Origin of the sequence: Pseudomonas sp. PDM04, assembly GCF_014851765.1 — a bacterium.
Lineage (GTDB): Bacteria > Pseudomonadota > Gammaproteobacteria > Pseudomonadales > Pseudomonadaceae > Aquipseudomonas.
Map to the genome: position 1 here is coordinate 39,135 of NZ_JACVAI010000002.1, position 18,698 is coordinate 57,832.

The 18,698-nt window shown below is 62.1% G+C and carries 18 protein-coding genes; 5 read left to right on the forward strand and 13 right to left on the reverse strand.

Annotated features, from left to right (window positions below; translation table 11 throughout):
- Positions 1 to 104 precede the first annotated feature (104 nt).
- From pepN to IB249_RS06995, 6 genes are read right to left on the reverse strand one after another with little or no spacing between them, the layout of a single operon-like run.
- Positions 105 to 2,762 (reverse strand): aminopeptidase N, encoded by a 2,658-nt coding sequence (gene pepN / locus IB249_RS06970; RefSeq protein WP_192302953.1) that lies wholly within the window; start codon positions 2,760 to 2,762, stop codon positions 105 to 107.
- 10 nt (positions 2,763 to 2,772) lie between these two features.
- Positions 2,773 to 3,603 (reverse strand): DUF2797 domain-containing protein, encoded by an 831-nt coding sequence (locus IB249_RS06975; RefSeq protein ID WP_192302955.1) that lies wholly within the window; start codon positions 3,601 to 3,603, stop codon positions 2,773 to 2,775.
- Positions 3,600 to 3,860, reverse strand: a complete 261-nt coding sequence (locus IB249_RS06980; RefSeq protein ID WP_192302957.1) for a YeaC family protein — start codon at positions 3,858 to 3,860, stop codon at positions 3,600 to 3,602. The genes IB249_RS06975 and IB249_RS06980 overlap by 4 nt, the downstream gene beginning before the upstream one ends.
- A 34-nt stretch (positions 3,861 to 3,894) precedes the next feature.
- A complete protein-coding gene (locus tag IB249_RS06985; RefSeq protein ID WP_192302965.1) occupies positions 3,895 to 4,764 on the reverse strand; it encodes a rhomboid family intramembrane serine protease in 870 nt (289 codons plus the stop codon).
- The gene (locus IB249_RS06990) at positions 4,761 to 5,735 is read right to left on the reverse strand and encodes a metallophosphoesterase (protein WP_192304803.1); all 975 of its coding nucleotides are present in this window, start codon (positions 5,733 to 5,735) and stop codon (positions 4,761 to 4,763) included. The genes IB249_RS06985 and IB249_RS06990 overlap by 4 nt, the downstream gene beginning before the upstream one ends.
- Positions 5,732 to 6,622: an NAD(+) kinase gene (locus tag IB249_RS06995; RefSeq protein WP_192302967.1), complete on the reverse strand. Its 891-nt coding sequence runs from the start codon at positions 6,620 to 6,622 to the stop codon at positions 5,732 to 5,734. The genes IB249_RS06990 and IB249_RS06995 overlap by 4 nt, the downstream gene beginning before the upstream one ends.
- Positions 6,623 to 6,745: 123 nt before the next feature.
- Here IB249_RS06995 and IB249_RS07000 point away from each other — a divergent pair, with 123 nt between their 5' ends.
- Positions 6,746 to 7,696, forward strand: a complete 951-nt coding sequence (locus tag IB249_RS07000) for a DUF1853 family protein (RefSeq protein WP_192302969.1) — start codon at positions 6,746 to 6,748, stop codon at positions 7,694 to 7,696.
- Between the two features lie 51 nt (positions 7,697 to 7,747).
- On the opposite strand, the gene IB249_RS07005 is transcribed toward IB249_RS07000, so the two are convergent.
- Entirely contained in the window at positions 7,748 to 9,031 is a 1,284-nt protein-coding gene (locus tag IB249_RS07005; protein ID WP_192302971.1) for an arsenic transporter, read from the reverse strand.
- An 83-nt stretch (positions 9,032 to 9,114) separates the two neighbouring features.
- Positions 9,115 to 9,672: an NADPH-dependent FMN reductase gene (locus IB249_RS07010; protein WP_192302973.1), complete on the reverse strand. Its 558-nt coding sequence runs from the start codon at positions 9,670 to 9,672 to the stop codon at positions 9,115 to 9,117.
- Between the two features lie 177 nt (positions 9,673 to 9,849).
- Here IB249_RS07010 and IB249_RS07015 point away from each other — a divergent pair, with 177 nt between their 5' ends.
- Together IB249_RS07015 and IB249_RS07020 are read left to right on the forward strand one after the other, a co-directional pair.
- Positions 9,850 to 10,101, forward strand: a complete 252-nt coding sequence (locus IB249_RS07015) for a hypothetical protein (RefSeq protein ID WP_192302975.1) — start codon at positions 9,850 to 9,852, stop codon at positions 10,099 to 10,101.
- An 85-nt stretch (positions 10,102 to 10,186) separates the two neighbouring features.
- Positions 10,187 to 11,080, forward strand: a complete 894-nt coding sequence (locus tag IB249_RS07020) for a LysR substrate-binding domain-containing protein (protein ID WP_192302977.1) — start codon at positions 10,187 to 10,189, stop codon at positions 11,078 to 11,080.
- Here the strand turns inward: IB249_RS07020 and IB249_RS07025 are convergent.
- From IB249_RS07025 to IB249_RS07045, 5 genes are all read right to left on the reverse strand, one after another.
- Positions 11,046 to 11,660 (reverse strand): GNAT family N-acetyltransferase, encoded by a 615-nt coding sequence (locus tag IB249_RS07025; protein WP_192302979.1) that lies wholly within the window; start codon positions 11,658 to 11,660, stop codon positions 11,046 to 11,048. The two genes, IB249_RS07020 and IB249_RS07025, sit on opposite strands and share 35 nt — an antisense overlap.
- A gap of 14 nt (positions 11,661 to 11,674) precedes the next feature.
- On the reverse strand, positions 11,675 to 13,930 hold the full coding sequence (locus IB249_RS07030) for an arginine/lysine/ornithine decarboxylase (RefSeq protein ID WP_192302981.1): 2,256 nt from the start codon (positions 13,928 to 13,930) through the stop codon (positions 11,675 to 11,677).
- A 127-nt stretch (positions 13,931 to 14,057) separates the two neighbouring features.
- The gene (gene dnaQ, locus IB249_RS07035) at positions 14,058 to 14,807 is read right to left on the reverse strand and encodes a DNA polymerase III subunit epsilon (protein ID WP_192302983.1); all 750 of its coding nucleotides are present in this window, start codon (positions 14,805 to 14,807) and stop codon (positions 14,058 to 14,060) included.
- A 166-nt stretch (positions 14,808 to 14,973) separates the two neighbouring features.
- A complete protein-coding gene (gene rnhA / locus IB249_RS07040; protein WP_192302985.1) occupies positions 14,974 to 15,426 on the reverse strand; it encodes a ribonuclease HI in 453 nt (150 codons plus the stop codon).
- 90 nt (positions 15,427 to 15,516) lie between these two features.
- Positions 15,517 to 16,275, reverse strand: coding sequence for a methyltransferase domain-containing protein (locus tag IB249_RS07045; protein ID WP_192302986.1), 759 nt, complete (start codon positions 16,273 to 16,275; stop codon positions 15,517 to 15,519).
- Positions 16,276 to 16,340: 65 nt separating this feature from the next.
- Here IB249_RS07045 and gloB point away from each other — a divergent pair, with 65 nt between their 5' ends.
- Both gloB and IB249_RS07055 read left to right on the forward strand, forming a co-directional pair.
- Positions 16,341 to 17,108, forward strand: coding sequence for a hydroxyacylglutathione hydrolase (gene gloB / locus IB249_RS07050; RefSeq protein WP_192302988.1), 768 nt, complete (start codon positions 16,341 to 16,343; stop codon positions 17,106 to 17,108).
- A 99-nt stretch (positions 17,109 to 17,207) separates the two neighbouring features.
- Entirely contained in the window at positions 17,208 to 18,656 is a 1,449-nt protein-coding gene (locus IB249_RS07055) for a transglycosylase SLT domain-containing protein (RefSeq protein WP_192302990.1), read from the forward strand.
- The last annotated feature ends 42 nt before the right edge of the window (positions 18,657 to 18,698 follow it).

Here is an 18,698-nt window from a genome sequence, read left to right on the forward strand (position 1 = left end):
GGGAGGCTGAATGATGGGGTATCAGGCGGGGTGATCGGGAGCGGCCACCTGTGGGAGCGAGCGGGCTCGCTCCCACAAGGATCGAGTAGTGAACCAGCCGAGGCTTACGCCAGGCTCTTGCTCACCACTTCAAACACATCGCTGGACAACTGGCCCGAAGCGCGGATCCGCTCCAGTTCACCTTTCATCAAGGCCTGGCGAGCGCCGTCGTACTTGCGCCAGCGCGTCAGCGGCGCCAGTTGGCGAGAGGCGATCTGCGGATTGAAGCCATTGAGCTCGATCACCAGATCCGCCAGGAAGCGGTAGCCCGAGCCATCGGCTGCATGGAAGTTGATCAGGTTCTGCCCGGCGAACGCACCGATCAGTGCCCGCACCTTGTTCGGGTTCTTCAGGTTGAACGCCGGGTGCTGCATCAACGCCTTGACCCGATCCAGCCCGCCCGGCAGGGTGCTGCCGGCCTGGACGCTGAACCACTGGTCCATGACCAGCGGGTTGTCCTTGAAGTGCTCGGCAAACGCCGCCAGCGCCCGGGCCTTCTGCTCTTCGTGCGGCGAATTGACCAGCACGGCCAGGGCCGTCAGGCGCTCGGTCATGTTGTCACTGTTCTCGAACTGCTCGAGCGTCGCCGCCAGCACTTCGGGCTTGCCACTCAACATCAGGTACGACAGCGCAATGTTCTGCAACGCACGGCGTGCAAAGTGCTCGGCCTCAGCGATGTAGGGCGTCTGTTTCGACAGGTCGCGATTGGCCTGGTAACGCAGCCACAACGCTTCGAACAAACCGTCGGCCAATTGTTTACGGGCAAATTCGCGGGCGATATGGATGGCCTCGACATCGGCCACCTCGCTGATTTCGGTCAGGTAGGCCTCGCCCGGCAGTGCGAGCATCTCGGCGACCATTGCCTGGTCCAGCGATTCGTCCGACAGCACCGTGCGCAAGGCGGAAACCAGGCGCGGGTCGAGCACCAGCGGCTCGCCCTTCTGCTGCTGGGCGATCAGTTCCTGCAGCACTTGCACCGACAGTTGCTGACCGGCATCCCAGCGGTTGAAGCCGTCGCTGTCGTGCTGCATCAGGAACATCAACTGGTCACGGCTGTACGGGAAGCTCAGTTTCACCGGCGCCGAGAAGCCGCGCAGCAACGACGGTAGCGGTTGTTCGGCGATGTCGACGAACGTGAACGTCTGCTCGGCTTGCGTCACCGAAAGCACTCGCGAAGTGCCCTGGGCGCTGGCTTCGCCAGACAGGCGCAAGGCAATGGCCGCGCCGTTGGCGTCCAACAGGCCGAGCGCCACCGGAATCACGAAGGGCAGCTTTTCAACCTTGTCCGGGGTGGCCGGGCAGCTCTGGCGGAACGTCAGGCTGTAGGTTTTCGCCGCGGCATCGTAGGACTCGCTCACCGCCAGGCGTGGCGTACCGGCCTGGCTGTACCAGCGTTTGAACTGGGTCAGGTCGACGCCATTGGCGTCTTCCATGGCCTTGATGAAGTCGTCGCAGGTCACGGCCTGGCCGTCATGGCGTTCGAAATACAGGTCGCTGCCTTTGCGGAACCCTTCGGCGCCGAGCAAGGTGTGGATCATGCCGACCACTTCCGAACCCTTTTCGTACACGGTCAGGGTGTAGAAGTTGGAGATCTCTATGAAGCTGTCCGGGCGCACCGCGTGGGCCATGGGACCGGCGTCTTCGGCGAACTGGTGCGTGCGCAGGTACGCCACGTCCTGAATGCGCTTGACCGTGGCCGAGTTCATGTCGGCGGAGAAACCCGAGTCACGGAATACGGTAAAGCCTTCCTTGAGCGACAGCTGGAACCAGTCGCGACACGTCACGCGGTTGCCCGACCAGTTGTGGAAGTATTCGTGGGCGACGATCGCTTCCACACGCTGGTGCGCGGCGTCGGTCGCGGTTTCGGCACGCGCCAGTACCGCGCTGGAGTTGAAGATGTTGAGGCCCTTGTTCTCCATCGCCCCCATGTTGAAGTCGTTGACGGCCACGATCATGAAGATGTCCAGGTCGTACTCGCGACCGTACACCTCTTCATCCCAGCGCATCGACTTCTTCAGGCTGTTCATCGCGTGCTGGCACTTGTCGATGTTTTCCGGCTCGACGTAGATGCGCAGCGCCACCGTGCGTTCGGTCATGGTGGTGAAGGTGTCCTCGACACACCACAGGTCACCGGCCACCAGCGCGAACAGGTACGCCGGCTTCATGAACGGGTCTTCCCACGTCGCCCAATGCCGGCCGTCTTCGCCCGGGCCGCTGGCAATCGGGTTACCGTTGGACAGCAGCACCGGGTAGCTGTGCTGCTCGGCGACCACGGTGGTGGTGAACTTGCTCATCACGTCCGGGCGGTCGAGGTAGTAGGTGATCTTGCGGAAACCTTCGGCCTCGCACTGGGTGCAGAACATCGTGCCGGACTTGTACAGGCCTTCCAGCGCGGTATTGGTTTCCGGATGGATCCTGACGCTGGTGTCGACCGTGAACGTGGTGCCGGTCGGTTGCAGGGTCAGGTGGTTCTCGGTCAACTGGTAGTCGGCAGCGCTCAGTTCGCGGTCGGCCAGGGTCACCGACAACAGTTCCAGCTGCTGGCCATCCAGCACCAGCGGCGGCAGGCCCGGGCCGCGCTCGGGGTTACGGCGCATCACCAGTTGCGCGTGGACCAGGCTGTGGTCCTCGAACAACTCGAAGGTCAGGTGCGTTTCGTCGATCAGGTACTCGGGCGCCTGATAGTCTTTCAAATAGATCATCTTCGGTTGTTCGGTGCGCATGCTGGAGTCCTTACTGATGCACGGCGAGTTGATAAGCCGTGTATTTACGAATATTGATCACGCCGGTGTCGAAAATCAGGTACTGGCCCTTGATCCCCAGCAGCGTGCCTTCGGCAATCGGGTTCTTGTCCAGGTTGAAGCTGACGATCTTGGCCGGGTACTGCTGGACCGGAAAGCGGATTTCCAGCGGTTCCACATCGGCAATGGTCTGGATCGCCTGCAGGCCGAATCGTTCCTGCAAAGCCTGCAATCCCTCGGCACAGCGGTCGAACAACTGGTCGCGAATTTCCGCCAGGTCCACCGCCGCCGCCTCGCCCTTGAGTAACGCACGCCAGTTGGTCTTGTCCGCCACCTGACTGCGCAGCAGGTCCTCGACGAAACCCGATTGCTGGCGGGTGGCGACACGCATGATCGGCAGTGCCTGGCGGGCTCCCTGGTCGATCCAGCGGGTTGGCAGCTGGATGGCCCGGGTTATCCCGACTTTCACCCCGGACGAGTTCGACAGATACACAATGTGATCGGTCATGCAGAACTGCTCGCCCCACGCCGGTTCACGGCAGGTGCCGGCGTCGTAATGGCAGCGCTCCGGGCTCATGATGCACAGGTCGCACTGCGCCAGCTTGGTCATGCACGGATAGCAGTAACCCTGGCTGAAACTGGTTTTGGTCTTGCGCCCGCAATGGGAGCAGAAAATCGCCCCCAGGTATTCCAGGCGGACCGTGCTGCCGATCAACGGATTGACCGGCACCTCGAGCTCGCCCAGACGAAACGCGTACTGCACCTCGGCCCCGTCAAGGCGTGCCGACATCTTGCTGATTGCACCGCGGCCAATCTCGATCAATGGACGGCATCCGACTTGAACAGCACGTTCGGAATCTCGATCGATTTGGAAGCGCACTCCTGCACGCCCATGTAGCCGGTGCGCTGGTCTTCGGGCAGGTTCTGGATTTCCCAGGCGATCATCGCTTGCAGCGACAGCTCGCGCTGCTCGGCGGTGAGTTTGCCACCGTCGGACCATTTACCGATTTCCACCGCCACTTTCAGGCTGTTGTAGATATCCGGGGTGATGTTCTTGATCATTTCGTTGAAAGAGGACATTGGTTGTGCGCACTCCATGATTCACATGACAAATTTAGACGGCCAGTTTACGGCGGTTGTACAAACCGCCCAACAAACCGGTCAAGCATCCGACGAGCAACCCGCCGACGTGGGCCGCGTTGGCGATTTCACCGAAGCCGATCAACGAGACCAGCCCCGACAGACACAGCAGCAGCCACACCAGCATCATCACCAGCACGCCACGTGGCAGGCGGTAGGCCCGGTTCGGGGACAACAGCTGGAAAATCCAGCAATGCCCGAGCAGCCCATACAGTACGCCGGACAACCCGCCGAACAGGGTCGGCCCGCTGACAATGAACTGGGCGTAGTTGGATACCAGGGCAAACAGCAGCGTCAGGCCGATCAGGTTGATGCTGCCCTGGCGTGATTCGATACGCCGCCCCAGCTCCCAATACCACATGCCGTTCATGGCCAGGTGCAGGAAGCCGAAGTGGATCAGCATCGGCGTCACCAGGCGCCACCACTGCCCCGCCGCCAGGCTGTCGGCCAATGGTGTGAAATGGATGTATTCGCCGACGACCCGGAAATCGAGGAAGGTCAGCCAGCGCATTGCTTCGAGATTTTCGCCCAGCAGCGTCACCGCGCCGACGATCAGGCTGAGCAGCAACACCAGTGCCGTGGCCTTGGCGTGGCGCAATTGCTCGACAAATCCGGGGCGCGTGGGGGCTTTCGTCACCGGGATGTCGAGTCGCTGATCAGGATCGCCGGCCGGATAGCGCTCGTACAGCACCCGCACATCTTCGCTGATGCTGGCGGGCACCCAGAGCACTTGCTCGCCCTGCTCTTCGCTGACCCGGTGCGGCACCTGCATGCGTTCGAGCAGGTTGACAAAACCGCTCAGGTCCACCGCCAGCGGCAAGCGCAATACGGCCACGGCGCTCATCGCAACGCCTCCGGCCGCTCGACATCGACCCAGACGAATTTGTGCGGGTCCAGGCGCGTTTCCTGATCCAGGCGATAGGCAACCAGTTTGCCGTAGAGCACTGCGCTGTAGTCCAGGCAGGCCAGGTTCGGCCGGATCGGCGCCGGTTTGCCGCTGCGCCAGTAGTGGCCAACGAACAGCAACGGCTCATCGGCGCCATAACGCAGCAAGGTATTCTTTTCGCTGGAACTCAGCGGTGTGCGGGCTACGGGTTCCGGCAAGGCATCGGGCTGGAACACGATATCGCCGTAAGTCTGCGGGTCGTCTTCCCAGAACTTGGTACGGAAGAAAGAGCGGGTCAGCCCGTCGCCGCTGGTCATGGTCAGGCCGTGGGGCAGGCGCATGTCGGTGCCGCGCAGCAAGCGGTCGAACACGGTGCAGGCGAAACTGCCGGGCATGCCGGAGGCCTGGAGAAAATGTTCGTCGACACAGCCATCGGGGAACAGTGCGCGCAGCGGTTCGATCAGGCCACCATCCCAGCAGGCATGGACCACACGGAAACGCCCGGCGTCGACGAACAGCGGCAACTGGTAGAACCATTGCAGGAAGTCATGCCAGTCGGCGGGGTGATCTTCAAACTGGGCCAGGGTCTCGCCCAGCAGGCGCGCGTGGCGCGGCGTGTGTTCGCGCACGAACTGCTTGCCGCTGCCCGGCGGCGCCGGCGTGCTCCAACCCAGGGCGTTGAACTCATGATTGCCCATGATGCACAGCGCCTGCCCGGCCTCGACCATGTCGTGAACGATGTGCAGGGCCTCGCGAATCCGCGGGCCGCGGTCGATGATGTCGCCGACGAACACCGCCATGCGCGAAGTGTGCCGCCAGACGCCAGCCTGTTTGTGATAACCGAGCCGATCGAGCAAATGCTCAAGGGTCAACGCGCAACCATGTACGTCGCCGATCAGGTCATAACTTCGCGCGGGATCGAGCATCAGTCGCCTCCACCACCCAACTTGCTGCCCCAGCCGAGCTTGGTCCGGCAGACTTCATAGTAGTTGTGGTCGAGCGGGTGAATCAGCCGCAGTTTCTGCGCTTTCTTGCTGACGGTAATGGTGTCACCCGGCGCGCAGGTGAAGTGGTTCTGCCCGTCACAGGAGACCTGCGGGTAGATCTGCATATCCTTGGACACGACGATTTTCAGCTCACTGTTGCCATCGACCACAATCGGCCTACCCGACAAGGTATGGGGGTACATGGGCACAATCACAATAGCGTCGAGCTTGGGATGCATGATCGGCCCGCCCGCCGACAGCGCATAGGCGGTGGAACCGGTCGGCGTGGCGACGATCAGGCCGTCGGCCTTCTGGCTGCAGACGAACTGGCCGTCGATGTACAGCTCGAACTCGATCATCCGGGTCGATTTGCCAGGGTGCAGGACCACATCGTTCAGTGCATCGCCCTGGCCAATGGCCTCGGCGTGGCGCCGGACTTCGGCCTGCAACAGGAAACGGTTTTCCACCAGGTAGTGGCCGTCGAGCACTTCGGCGACCTTGGCTTCGAGTTCGTCGGGACGGATATCGGTGAGAAAACCCAGGCTGCCACGGTTGATGCCGAGCACCGGGATGTTGTGCCGGGCCAGGGCGCGCGCGGCGCCGAGCAGGCTGCCATCACCGCCGACCACAATCACCATGTCACAGACTTCGCCCAGCATCTTGCGCGACGAGGTTTGCAAGCCGTGCCCCGGCAGCACTTCGGCGATGGTGTCCTCGAGGATCACATGCAGGTGACGATCGAGCAGAAACCGTTTCAGTCGGCGGACGGTATCCAGCACCTGCGAACTGCCCAGGCGACCGATGATGCCGATATTACGAAATTGCTCCATGGGGCTCCTATAGGGACGCGGGGGCCTGCGACGGCTAAAAACACGATTATGGGCGAAAGCGCGGGATAGACAAAATCCTTTCAGCGACAAGGGTGTACTCATGTTTGAGGCTATGCTCGCAGGATGATCCTATTTCCCGACTTGTTGCAGTTACCCCACCAGTTGCGCCACCCCGAGGTGCGCGACCTGGCCTGGGTCATCCTTGCGCCGCCGATGCTCGAGGTCACGCCGTGGCCGCAGCGTCATCCGCTGGCCGGCAGTGATTGGGTACAGGCGCCGGAGCGCCTCGAGCAATGGCTGCGCCAACTGGATCGCGACAGCTATGACTTGCTGCACTGGCTGGCGCAGGCTCGAACCCGGCGCCTGGGGCTGTATTACGAACGCCTGTGGCAGTACGCGGTGCGCCATGCCCCGGGTATCGAGCTGCTGGCCGCCAACCTGCCGATCCGCCGCGAGGGCCACACGCTGGGGGAGCTGGACATGCTGCTGCGTGATCGCGACGGCGTGCATCACCTGGAGCTGGCGATCAAGCTTTACCTGGGTCCGCAGGCGGGCGATGGCCATGACGCTGCGCGCTGGCTGGGCCCCGGCTGCCACGATCGGCTGGACCGTAAACTGGCGCACCTGAGCCAGCATCAGTTGCCGATCTCCAACCGCCCCGAAAGCCGCGAGGTGCTGGCAGCCCTGGACATCCGCCAGTTCAGCGCCCATTTGTGGCTCGGGGGCTACCTGTTGTATCCGTGGCCGGGAGAGTCTCGACCGCCGGCTGGCGCGCATCCGCAGCACCTGCGTGGCCGCTGGCTGCATCAAAAGGACTGGCCGGCGTTTTTTACCCGGCAGCCGCCCGGCCGCTGGCAACCCCTGCCCCGTCATGCCTGGCTGGCGCCGGCGCATTATCCGGCCGAGCAGACCTGGAATGCTCAACAGCTGGAGGCGTGGCTCGGGGAGCTGGAACCGCTGGCGCCGGCGCAACTGCTGGTGCGCCTGGTCGAGAACGCCGACGGCGACTGGGAGGAAGCGGAACGCCTGTTCCTGGTGGCGGATCCCTGGCCGAATGTGCCGGGAGGCGGCTGAGTGTTGATTGCCTCAAGCACCGGCAAGTCGGCGACAGGGGGCGTCGCGACCCTACAGGGACAACCGCAGTGCCAACGCCGCCAACGTCACCAGCAACACTGGCAGGGTCAACACAATCCCGACCTTGAAGTAATACCCCCAGCCGATCCGGATGTTCTTGCGCTCGAGCACATGCAGCCACAGCAGTGTCGCCAGGCTGCCTATCGGGGTGATTTTCGGCCCCAGGTCGCTGCCGATGACGTTGGCGTAGATCATCGCCTCCTTCACCACCCCCGTGGCCTGGCTGGCGTCGATGGACAGCAGACCAATCAGCACGGTCGGCAGGTTGTTCATCATCGACGACAGCAACGCAGTCATCACACCGGTGCCCAGCGCCGCACCCCAGACGCCGTATCCGGCAAACACGTCGAGCCAACCCGCCAGGTACCCGGTGAGCCCCGCATTGCGCAGGCCATAGACCACCAGATACATGCCCAGGGAGAAAATCACGATGTGCCACGGCGCTTCCTTCATGACCTTGCGCGTGGAAATCCGGTGGCCACGAGCCGCGATGGCCAGCAGCAGTGCCGCGCAGACCGCCGAGATGGCGCTGATCGGAATGCCCAGCGGCTCCAGCGCGAAACAACCGAGCAACAGAATCACCAGCACCGCCCAACCGGCGAAAAAAGTCGCTCGGTCGTGGATCGCACTGGCCGGGTCCTCGAGTTGCTCAGGGTCATACGTCCGGGGAATATCCCGTCGGAAGAACCACAGCAACACTGCGAGCGTCGCCGCGACGCTGACCAGGTTGACCGGAATCATGACCGCCGCGTAGCGATTGAAGCCGATGTCGAAGTAATCGGCGGAGACGATGTTGACCAGGTTCGACACCACCAGCGGCAGGCTCGCGGTATCGGCAATGAACCCGGCGCCCATGACGAACGCCAGGGTGGCCGCCGGGGAGAAGCGCAAGGCCAGCAGCATGGAAATCACGATCGGCGTGAGGATCAGCGCTGCGCCGTCATTGGCGAACAGTGCCGAGACCAGCGCCCCCAGCAGCACCATCCAGGCGAACAGCCTGCGGCCATTGCCCCGCCCCCAACGCGCGACGTGCAACGCCGCCCAGGCAAAGAAACCGGCCTCGTCCAGCAACAGACTGATGATGATCAGGGCAACGAAGGTGCCGGTGGCGTTCCAGATGATCTGCCACACCAGCGGGACGTCACTGAGGTGCACCACGCCGGTCATCAGTGCCAGCACAGCGCCCAGTACCGCACTCCAGCCGACGCCCAGGCCTTTGGGTTGCCAGATCACCAGGGTGATGGTCAGCAGGAAAATCAGAGACGCCGTGAGCATGAAAAGCTGCCTGAAGGGAACAAAGGCGCAGATTCTGGAGCAGGCCACGCCTTTGTGGCAACGGGATCATGACAATGCGGGGGTCAGGCCTTCTTGTACTGCTCGACCCACTTGGCGTAGGCATTGATAAAGTTCTGCAGGAACGGCTTCACCGACTCCGACAGCTTGCCTGCCTCATCAAACGCCGAGCCGGCGCCGCCGAGATAGGCTTCCGGTTGCTGCATGCACGGCACATCGAGGAATACCAGGGACTGGCGCAGGTGATGGTTGGCGCCGAACCCGCCGATCGCCCCCGGCGATACGCTGATGATCGCCCCTGGCTTGCCACCCCAGGCGCTCTTGCCATAGGGCCGCGAACCGACGTCAATCGCATTTTTCAACGGCGCCGGAACCGATCGGTTGTATTCCGGAGTGACAAACAGCAACGCGTCGGATGAAGCCACTTGTTCGCGGAAAGTGCTGTAGGCTGCCGGCGGTGAAACATCGATGTCTTCGTTGTACAGCGGCAAATCGCCAATTTCTACGATGTTCAGTTTGAGATTCGCGGGGGCCAGATCGGCCAGGGCCAGGGCGACCTTGCGGTTGATCGACTCCTTTCTCAAGCTGCCGACTACAACGGCGATGGTGTACACGTTGCTCATGGAAGATTCTCGACTGTCCGATTGAAAGAGCTTGTAGTTATAGATGACGTTTCATCACGCGGGCTAGCTATACCCAGGTTCAGTTGACTATTTTTTTCCTGTAGGAAAACTTACAGCGCCTTGCGACGGTCTACTGAGCCGCAAATTGAGTGTTTTATCCCCAGAGGTTCTAAGCAGATGGCAGCAGTACTCGTCGGTCAGTTCCATGCAAGAGACGCGGAAGGCCGGGTCTATTCCGTGCATGAGTTCCAGGAATCCACCCCGTCCGCAGAAGGCCTTGCGCCCGTCACCACCTATAAGCTGGCCATCGGTGACCGCGTCAAGAAGCTCGATGACAATCAGTTTTTGCTGGTGCAATCGGACATTACCCTCGTCCGCGAACCCGACTCTTTCATTACGGGCGTGGCGGAAACCAACGTCGCCTCATAACGATGCGTTATGAGCAGAAGTCATGTGCGGACTTGAGTTAGGATTCAACCACTGACTCTTCACCCGCTGAACATGGACTTCACGCATGCGTTTACGCCATATCGAAGTAATTCAGGCACTTTTGCAGACCGGTCACTTGGGCACCGCCGCCGAATGGCTGCAACTGCCGGTGGCCGAGATCGAGCGCACGTTGCGGGACGCCGAGAGTCAGTTGGGTTTCATGTTGTTTTCCAGTGTGCGCGGGCGCTTGCAGGCCACGCGCGAAGCCCGGGAATTACAAGTCGAGATCGCCCACGTGTATGAGGCACTCGAACCCGTCCAGCGGCTGGCCAGCAGCCTCAAGCAATATCACGCCCCACCCCTTCGCATCATTTGCACACCGCCCCTGGCCCAGCAGTTGCTGCCCCAAAGCATCGCAGCCCTGCGCCGGCGCCTGCCCGATGTGCCTTGCAGCCTGCTGAGCCAGCCTACACGCGACATCGTCCGGCACCTGCTGTTGCGCGAGAGCGACCTGGGCCTGAGCCTGCACGACCCCGATCATGCGGACATTGATTGCAAGGTCATCGCCCAGGGCAAATTGCAGTTGCTGGCCCCTCATGGCTGGCTGCAACCGAAACAGAAGTACATTTCCCTGCAGGACCTGGCCGGGCAAGCAATGATCGGCCTCGAAGGCCATGACCCGCTGAACCCGGCACTGGACAACAAGTTGCACGCCCTGCGCCCTGCCCCCGTGATCCACACCCGAGTGCAGACCCACCAGATGATGCGCAGCATGGTCGAGGCCGGTGAAGGCCTGGCGATTGTCGACCCGTTCACCGCGCTTGGTGCCAGGTCCGCAGGCCTGGACATGTGCCCGCTGGCGCCCGCCGTCCCGATCAGCGTCTACGCCCTGTCGCTGAAAAACGCCGAACCGTCACCGGCAGCTCAAGCCTTGCTGGCCATCGTCACGGAACAAGCCGCGGCGATGTTGGCGAGCTGATCGGGTTCTCCAGCGGATTATCGAAGAATCGATACCAGAACAAGGCCACCTCGGCGGTGTTTGGGTCGATACCGCGATAACGCAGGTGGTCGACGCCACCAATCACGTAGCCGCAACGCTCATACAGCCGGCAAGCTCCCAGGTTGTTGTTCTGGGTTTCGAGCATGATGCCCGGCAGCTTCTTCTTGCGACTCCAGAACTGCGCCACGTCCAGAAGCGCCTTGGCCACACCGTGCCGTCGGGCCGGGGCATGCACGGCCAACTCGTCGATGTGGGCAAAAGCATTCCAGTTGGTGCTGATCACCAGGTGCCCCACCGGCTCATCATCGAGATAAGCCATGAAAATCGCACTGTCGGCGGCATCGTGATACGCACTGAACTCTTCGGGGTCGATGCCATAACACTTGCGGTACGGGACGATCGGCGTAACCGGCCACTGCTCCACCGGCTTGCCAATTTCGGCCGTTCCATAGGCCGCGACTTCAAAGCTGAAATCACTGCTCCAGATGTAAGCGGCGAAACCCTCATCGGCCACGCGTACCGACAGGCCCGGGTATTTCGGATTCATGACCGGCTGCATTTTGGGAAATGTCCTCACTCCTTGATGCAATCGACGGTGTAACGCCGTCCATCGCCCTCGTCTTCGTGTTGCAAGCCGTGCACATCGGCGACAAACCCTGGAAAGCTGCTGTCGAAGGTGCGGGCAAACGCCAGGTAATCATTGATCGAGCGGGTTGACTCGGTGAAGCGCTCACCCGGCATGATCAGCGGTATGCCTGGCGGGTACGGCACCAGCATCACCGCAGCGATACGCCCTTGCAACTGATCGATCGACACCGCTTCCACCTGCCCGCGAACCAGGTGGTCATAGGCGTCCGCCGGCTTCATGGCGACCTCCGGCAGCACGGTGTACATGCGTTTGAGGTGCTTGGCCGTGGCGTTGCTGCGATAGCAGGCGTGCAGTTGATCGCACAAGTCGCGCAAGCCCATGCCCTTGTAGCGCGCGGCATCCTGCTGTGCCACGCACGGCAGGCAGCTCGCCAGGCTGACGTTGGCATCGTAGCTGCGCTTGAACTCCAGCAGCTCGGTGAGCAACGTGCTCCACTTGCCCTTGGTGATGCCCATGGAGAACAGCACCAGGAAGGAATACAAACCGGTTTTCTCGACGACCAGCCCACGTTCCCACAGGAACTTGCTGACCACCGCCGCAGGAATTCCGCGCTCGCTCAACGCGCCCCCCGCCGTCAGGCCCGGCATCACCAGCGTGACCTTGATCGGGTCGAGCAGCACGTAGTCATCGGTGACACCACCGAAGCCATGCCAGTCGGCATCGGGTTGCAACAACCAGTCCTGGGTCTGCACATGGTCGATGCCATCTGCCGACGGCGGTTGCCAGATGGAAAACCACCAGTCATCGGCGGCGATGTGTTGGCGCAGGTTCGCCAGAGCCCGCCGAAAACTCAAGGCCTCGTCGAACATTTCCTGTAACAGGGAGCGACCGGCCGGACCTTCCATCATCGCCGACGCCACGTCCAGTGACGCGATGATGCTGTACTGCGGCGAGGTGGAGATGTGCATCATGAATGCTTCGTTGAAACGGTCATGATCCAACTGCCGCGCGCCGCCGTCCTGGACGTGGATCATCGAGGCCTGGCTGAACGCCGCCAGCAGTTTGTGGGTGGAGTGGGTGGTGAACACCAGTGGGCTGTCTTCGGTACGGGAGGTGCCCATGCCGTAGCGACCGGCGAAGAATTCGTGAAACGCCGCGTAGGCATACCAGGCTTCGTCGAAATGCAGCACTTCGACGCTGTTGCCCAGTTTTTGCTTGATCAGCTCGGCGTTGTAGCACAGGCCGTCGTAGGTCGAATTGGTCACCACCGCCAGCTTCACCCTGGGCTCGCGCCCCTTGGTCAACGGGCTGGCGTCGATCTTGGCCTGGATCGATTCACGGCTGAACTCACTCAGCGGAATCGGGCCGATGATGCCCAGTTCGTTGCGTTCCGGGCACAGGTACAACGGAATCGCCCCGGTCATGATGATCGAGTGCAGCACCGACTTGTGGCAATTGCGATCCACCAGCACCAGGTCGTCCCGCGCCACCATGGAGTGCCAGACGATCTTGTTGGCGGTCGAAGTGCCATTGATCACGAAGAAGGTGTGATCGGCGCCAAAATTGCGCGCCGCGCGGGCCTCGGCTTCCGCTAGCGGTCCGGTGTGATCGAGCAGCGAACCCAGCTCGGGCACCGACACCGACAAGTCAGAGCGCAGGGTGTTTTCCCCGAAGAACTGGTGGAACGCCTGCCCCACCGGGCTCTTGTGATAGGCCACGCCACCGCCGTGACCGGGCGTGTGCCAGGAATAGTTGGAATCGGCGGTGTGCTGCACCAGGGCCTTGAAAAACGGCGGCAGCAGGCCGTCCAGGTATCGTCGTGCGGCGCGAGCCACTTGCCGCGCCAGGAACGGCACGGTGTCTTCGAACAGATAGAGAATGCCGCGCAATTGGTTGAGTTCGTCCATGGCGTCCGCCGGCGCGTTTTCCAGCGTCACCTGCTCGCCAAGGGCAAAGATCGGCAGGTCCGGTGCCCGCACCCGCGCCAGGCCAATCAGCTCGTCCATGTTGTGCAGCAGATGGGAATTGGCGCTGGGGTCTTCGGCGGCGATCAACATGCACGAAAGACGGTGATGGGTCGACGCGACCAGCCGCCCCTCGTTGTAATCCACCGCCGAAACGACACTGAAGCCTTCCTGCTCCAGCTCCCGGGCGATGCCACGCACACGATCGCCGGCGACGGTGTCGGCCTTGATGTCGCGATGAACAATCAAGACCGGGAATTTCAAGTCTTTGTACATGAGGCACAGCGTCCTGAGGCGACAAGCCGCAGCTTGCCAATAACCTCAGGGTAGAGGGTTGAAGCGGATGTGGCGAGCACCGATGCCCTGACGCAGGTCAATCGGCGCAGCATCATTTGGCCACATTTCAGGCCTGCGCCTTGGCCTCGGCCAGTTGCTGCCACAGCGCTGGAGCGCCGGCGGACTTGGCGATCGCTTCCAGGCGCGCGACGTGCTGCGCCAGGTCGTCTTCGCTGGCACGGATGACCCGCGTGCGCGGGCGATCGGCCGGCAAACGACGAATCTCACTGCCGGCATTGCCACCCTCGCCGGTGCCATCGGAAGCATTGCCGGCCAGCGACAGGCTGGTCTGGCCACCGGTCATGGTCAGGTAGACGTCGGCGAGAATCTCGGAGTCGAGCAGAGCGCCGTGGAGCTCACGACCGGAGTTGTCGACGCCGTAGCGTTTGCACAGGGCATCGAGGCTGTTGCGCTGACCGGGGTGACGCTCCCTGGCCATCATCAGGGTGTCGAGGATCGAGCAGTGTTGCGCGATATCCGCGCGCTCGTGCTGCCCCATCAGGGCGAATTCGTTGTTGATGAAGCCAACGTCGAACGCCGCGTTATGGATGATCAGTTGGGCGCCCTGGATGAATTCGAAAAACTCGTCGGCCACTTCAGGGAAACGCGGCTTGCCCACCAGGAATTCGTTGGTGATGCCGTGGACGCCGATGGCGCCTTCGTCGCTTTCCCGATCCGGTTGCAGGTAGACGTGGAAGTGCCGGCCCGTCAGGCGCCGACCGATCAATTCGACGCAACCGATTTCGATAATCCGGTGGCCGTCGGTCACCGGCATGCCGGTGGTTTCGGTATCGAGTACAACGGATCTGGTGGCCATCAGTGTTCAGCTCTCAATCGGTGAATCGGGTAAAAGGTGGCGATGTTAGCATGGCTGTCAGGGGTTTCAGGTAGACCGTGTGGCCCCCATCGCGAGCAGGCTCGCTCCCACAGAGGATCACGCCAGTGTGGGAGCGAGCCCGCTCGCGATAAGGGCGACTCGGTCCTCAGCCCTGCTTGAACCCCCGCACCTCGTCTACCCCACGGTTGGCCAACTGGTCGGCCCGCTCGTTGCCATGATGCCCGATGTGCCCGCGCACCCACTTCCACGTGACGTTGTGGCGGTTGACCTGCTCATCGAGCTGTTTCCACAGGTCGGCGTTTTTCACCGGCTCTTTCGCCGCCGTTTTCCAGCCGCGCTTCTTCCAGTTGGCCATCCACTCGTTGATGCCTTTCATCACGTACTGCGAGTCGGTCACCAGCAACACGTCGCAGGAACGCTTGAGTTCTTCCAGCCCGCGGATCGCGCCCATCAGTTCCATGCGGTTGTTGGTGGTATTGGCTTCGCCGCCCCAAAGTTCTTTCTCAACCCCCTTGTACACCAGCAACGCACCCCAGCCGCCAGGGCCGGGATTACCTTTGCAGGCGCCGTCGGTGAAGAGTTCTACGCTATCGCTCATGCCAATCTATCCAGAAAATGCGCTGGCCCGCCGAGCCGCGCTCGACGAAGCCCGAGGCCGGGACATGCCCGACCGGGAATGAATACAGGTTTACGGTTCGATATTGCGCCGGTTGACCTTGGCCATCGGCAACGGGATCAGCTTGCCCATCGGCTCGCGGCGCTCCTGGCGAAGCGGGCGCAGGCCCACGACTATCTTGCGTGCCACCAATAAATAGAAGCCGCCGCCCGAGAGCTGCCAGTGACCGGCCCTGCGCTCCCAACCGGCCAGCCGTGCTTGCCAGGCGGGCGACGCAAGCGGCGGACGATAGCACCCGAAGCGGCGTTTCTCCAGCGCGAAGCCCAGCAGGTTAAGCCAGTCGCCGACCCGTGACGGGGAAATGCAGCGGGCCTTGCGCAAGGCATCATGGGCAAATACATGGCGCAGCCCCCAGGTGCTCCAGGGGTTGATCCCGATGATCAGCAAATGCCCGCCGGGCCGCACGCTGCTGGCGGCCTCGCGCAGCAGGCCATGGGGCGACAGGCAAAAATCCAGCCCGTGCTGCAACACCACCACATCGGCGGCATGCTCGCTCAACGGCCAGGCCTGTTCTTCACAGACGATCTCGACACCCGGCAACGGCGCGCCGAGCCGCACATTGCGCTGCACCTGCGGTGCCGAAGGCGGTGTCTCGGCCGAAGGACCGTAATGCACCAGATAGCCGCCGAAGAAGCGCCCCAGCTCGTCTTCGAGCATGCGCCGCTCTTCGTCCAGCAAAAATTGCCCGAGCGGGCCGGACAGCCATTCACGGGCCGCGCTGATCAACGCGAGCCAGTCAGGATCAGCCTGAGCGAACGCTTTATCGGTCATTGCATTCTCCAACGCGCCAGGAAGTTCTAAGATGCGCCATTGTTTACCGCTTGGCGAATCCGACGATGATACAGATCACAGCCCTGCCCGCCTTCACAGACAACTACATCTGGTTGTTACAAGACCCCGATACCCGGCGCTGCGCCGTGGTCGACCCGGGCGATGCCGCACCGGTGCAGGCCTGGCTGGCCGATCATCCGGGCTGGGCGCTCAGTGACATTCTGATCACTCATCACCATCACGACCATGTCGGCGGCGTCGAACAGCTGAAAAAAGCGACGGACGCGAAGGTCTTCGGCCCCGCCAGCGAGAAGATCCCGGCGCGAGACGTTGCCCTCAAGGACAACGACCGCATCAACGTCCTGGGTTGGGACTTCGAGGTGTTCGCCGTTCCCGGCCATACCCTGGGGCACATCGCCTTCTATCATGACGGCGTGCTGTTCTGTGGCGACACCCTGTTCGCCGCCGGTTGCGGACGCCTGTTCGAAGGCACGCCCGAGCAAATGCACACCTCGCTGAGCCGTCTCGCGGCCTTGCCCGAGCAGACACAGGTCTACTGCACTCACGAATACACCCTGAGCAACCTGCGCTTTGCCGTCGCGGTCGAGCCCGACAACCGGCACACCGCCGATCGCCTGGCCGACGTCACGCAAAAACGTCAGGCAGGGATCATCACGCTGCCTTCGACTTTGGCCCTGGAAAAGCTGACAAACCCGTTCCTGAGGACCGGTGAAACATCCGTTAAAGATAAAGTGGACGAACGGAACGGCCCGCAAGACCGGGCTCCCAGTGCGGTTTTTGCGGCTCTGAGGGCGTGGAAAGACACCTTCTGAGAGGCACCTGCGTCACTGCGGCCGATCGCAATGGTTGACCGCAGGGGGTGCGCTTTCTAGAATCGCCCGACATTTTTGCCCGGAACTTACTTCCAGCCAATGTCGTCATCTATTCGTAAGTCCGTCCATTCAGACGCATTGACCCGCCTGGCTCAAGCCATAGCGGTGGCTGTGTCCGCCACGCTGGCGGGCTGTTCCAGCCATGTGCCCCAGACTGAAGCGACTCACACGCCGAACATTGCCGCGCGGGCCAAACAGAAGCCGATCTGGCTCAGCGAAAAGCCGAGCCCGCAAGTTCCGCAGGACGTCTGGGAACGCATGCGCCAGGGCTTCCAGTTGCAGGAAGGCCTGGGCGTGAACCCGCGCATCGAGCAACAGCGCCTGTGGTTCGCCAGCAACCCCTCCTTTCTCGAAAACGCCGGCGAACGCGGCAGCCTCTACATTCATTACATCGTCGAACGCCTTGAAGAACGCAACATGCCGCTGGAACTGGCGCTGCTGCCAGTGATTGAAAGCGCCTACAACCCGATGGCCTATTCCCGGGCCGATGCGGTTGGCCTGTGGCAGTTCATCCCTTCCACCGGGCGTTATTTCAACCTGCGCCAGACCCGTTTCTATGATGGCCGTCGCGACATCACCGCGTCGACCACCGCCGCGATGGATTACCTGACACGCCTGCACGACATGTTCAACGGCGACTGGTTGCTGGCCCTGGCTGCCTACAACGCCGGCGAAGGCACGGTCAGCCGCGCCATCGAACGCAACGAAAAGCTGGGCCTGCCCACCGATTACTGGAACCTGCCACTGCCGTCCGAAACCCAGGCCTATGTGCCGAAGCTGCTGGCGCTGTCGCAAGTCGTGCTGGCCCCCGAAGCCTACGGCGTGAACCTCAATCCGATCGCCAACGAACCGTATTTCCAGGTGGTCGAGATCAACCAGCGCATGGACCTGTCCAAGGTCGCCGCGGTGGCGAATATCGACGAGGATGAACTGTTCCAGCTCAACCCGGCCTTCAAGCAGCGCACCACCATCGACGGACCCCAGCACCTGCTGGTGCCGACATCCAAGGCGCAGTTGCTGACCACCAGCCTGTCGACCATGCGTCCCGAAGAACTGATCAGCAAGCGTCCGCTCAAGCCGGTCTTCGAGGGTGCCGACAATGCCCGGATCGCCAGCGCCAAGCGTAGCTACCGGGTCAAGCGTGGCGACAACCTGGGCACCATCGCCAAGGCCAACAAGGTCGACGTCAAGGACCTGCAACGCTGGAACAAGCTGACCGGCCAGAACCTGAAGGTCGGCCAGACGCTGGTGATGCAGGACACCAGCAAGCGCAGCAGCGGGCGTGTTGACACCGTACTGGCGGCCAACACCAGGACGAAGGCCAAGGACAAGAAAGAGCCGACCCAGTACAAGGTCCAGCAAGGCGACTCGCTGTATATCGTCGCCAAGCGTTTCAATGTCGAGATGCAACACCTCAAGCGCTGGAACCCGCGGGTCGGCAAGGCCCTCAAGCCTGGACAGATGCTGACGGTTGCCTCACCCCACTGATCAAGAGCCCCTGAATTCAGGGGCTTTTTCATGCGGGAGCGA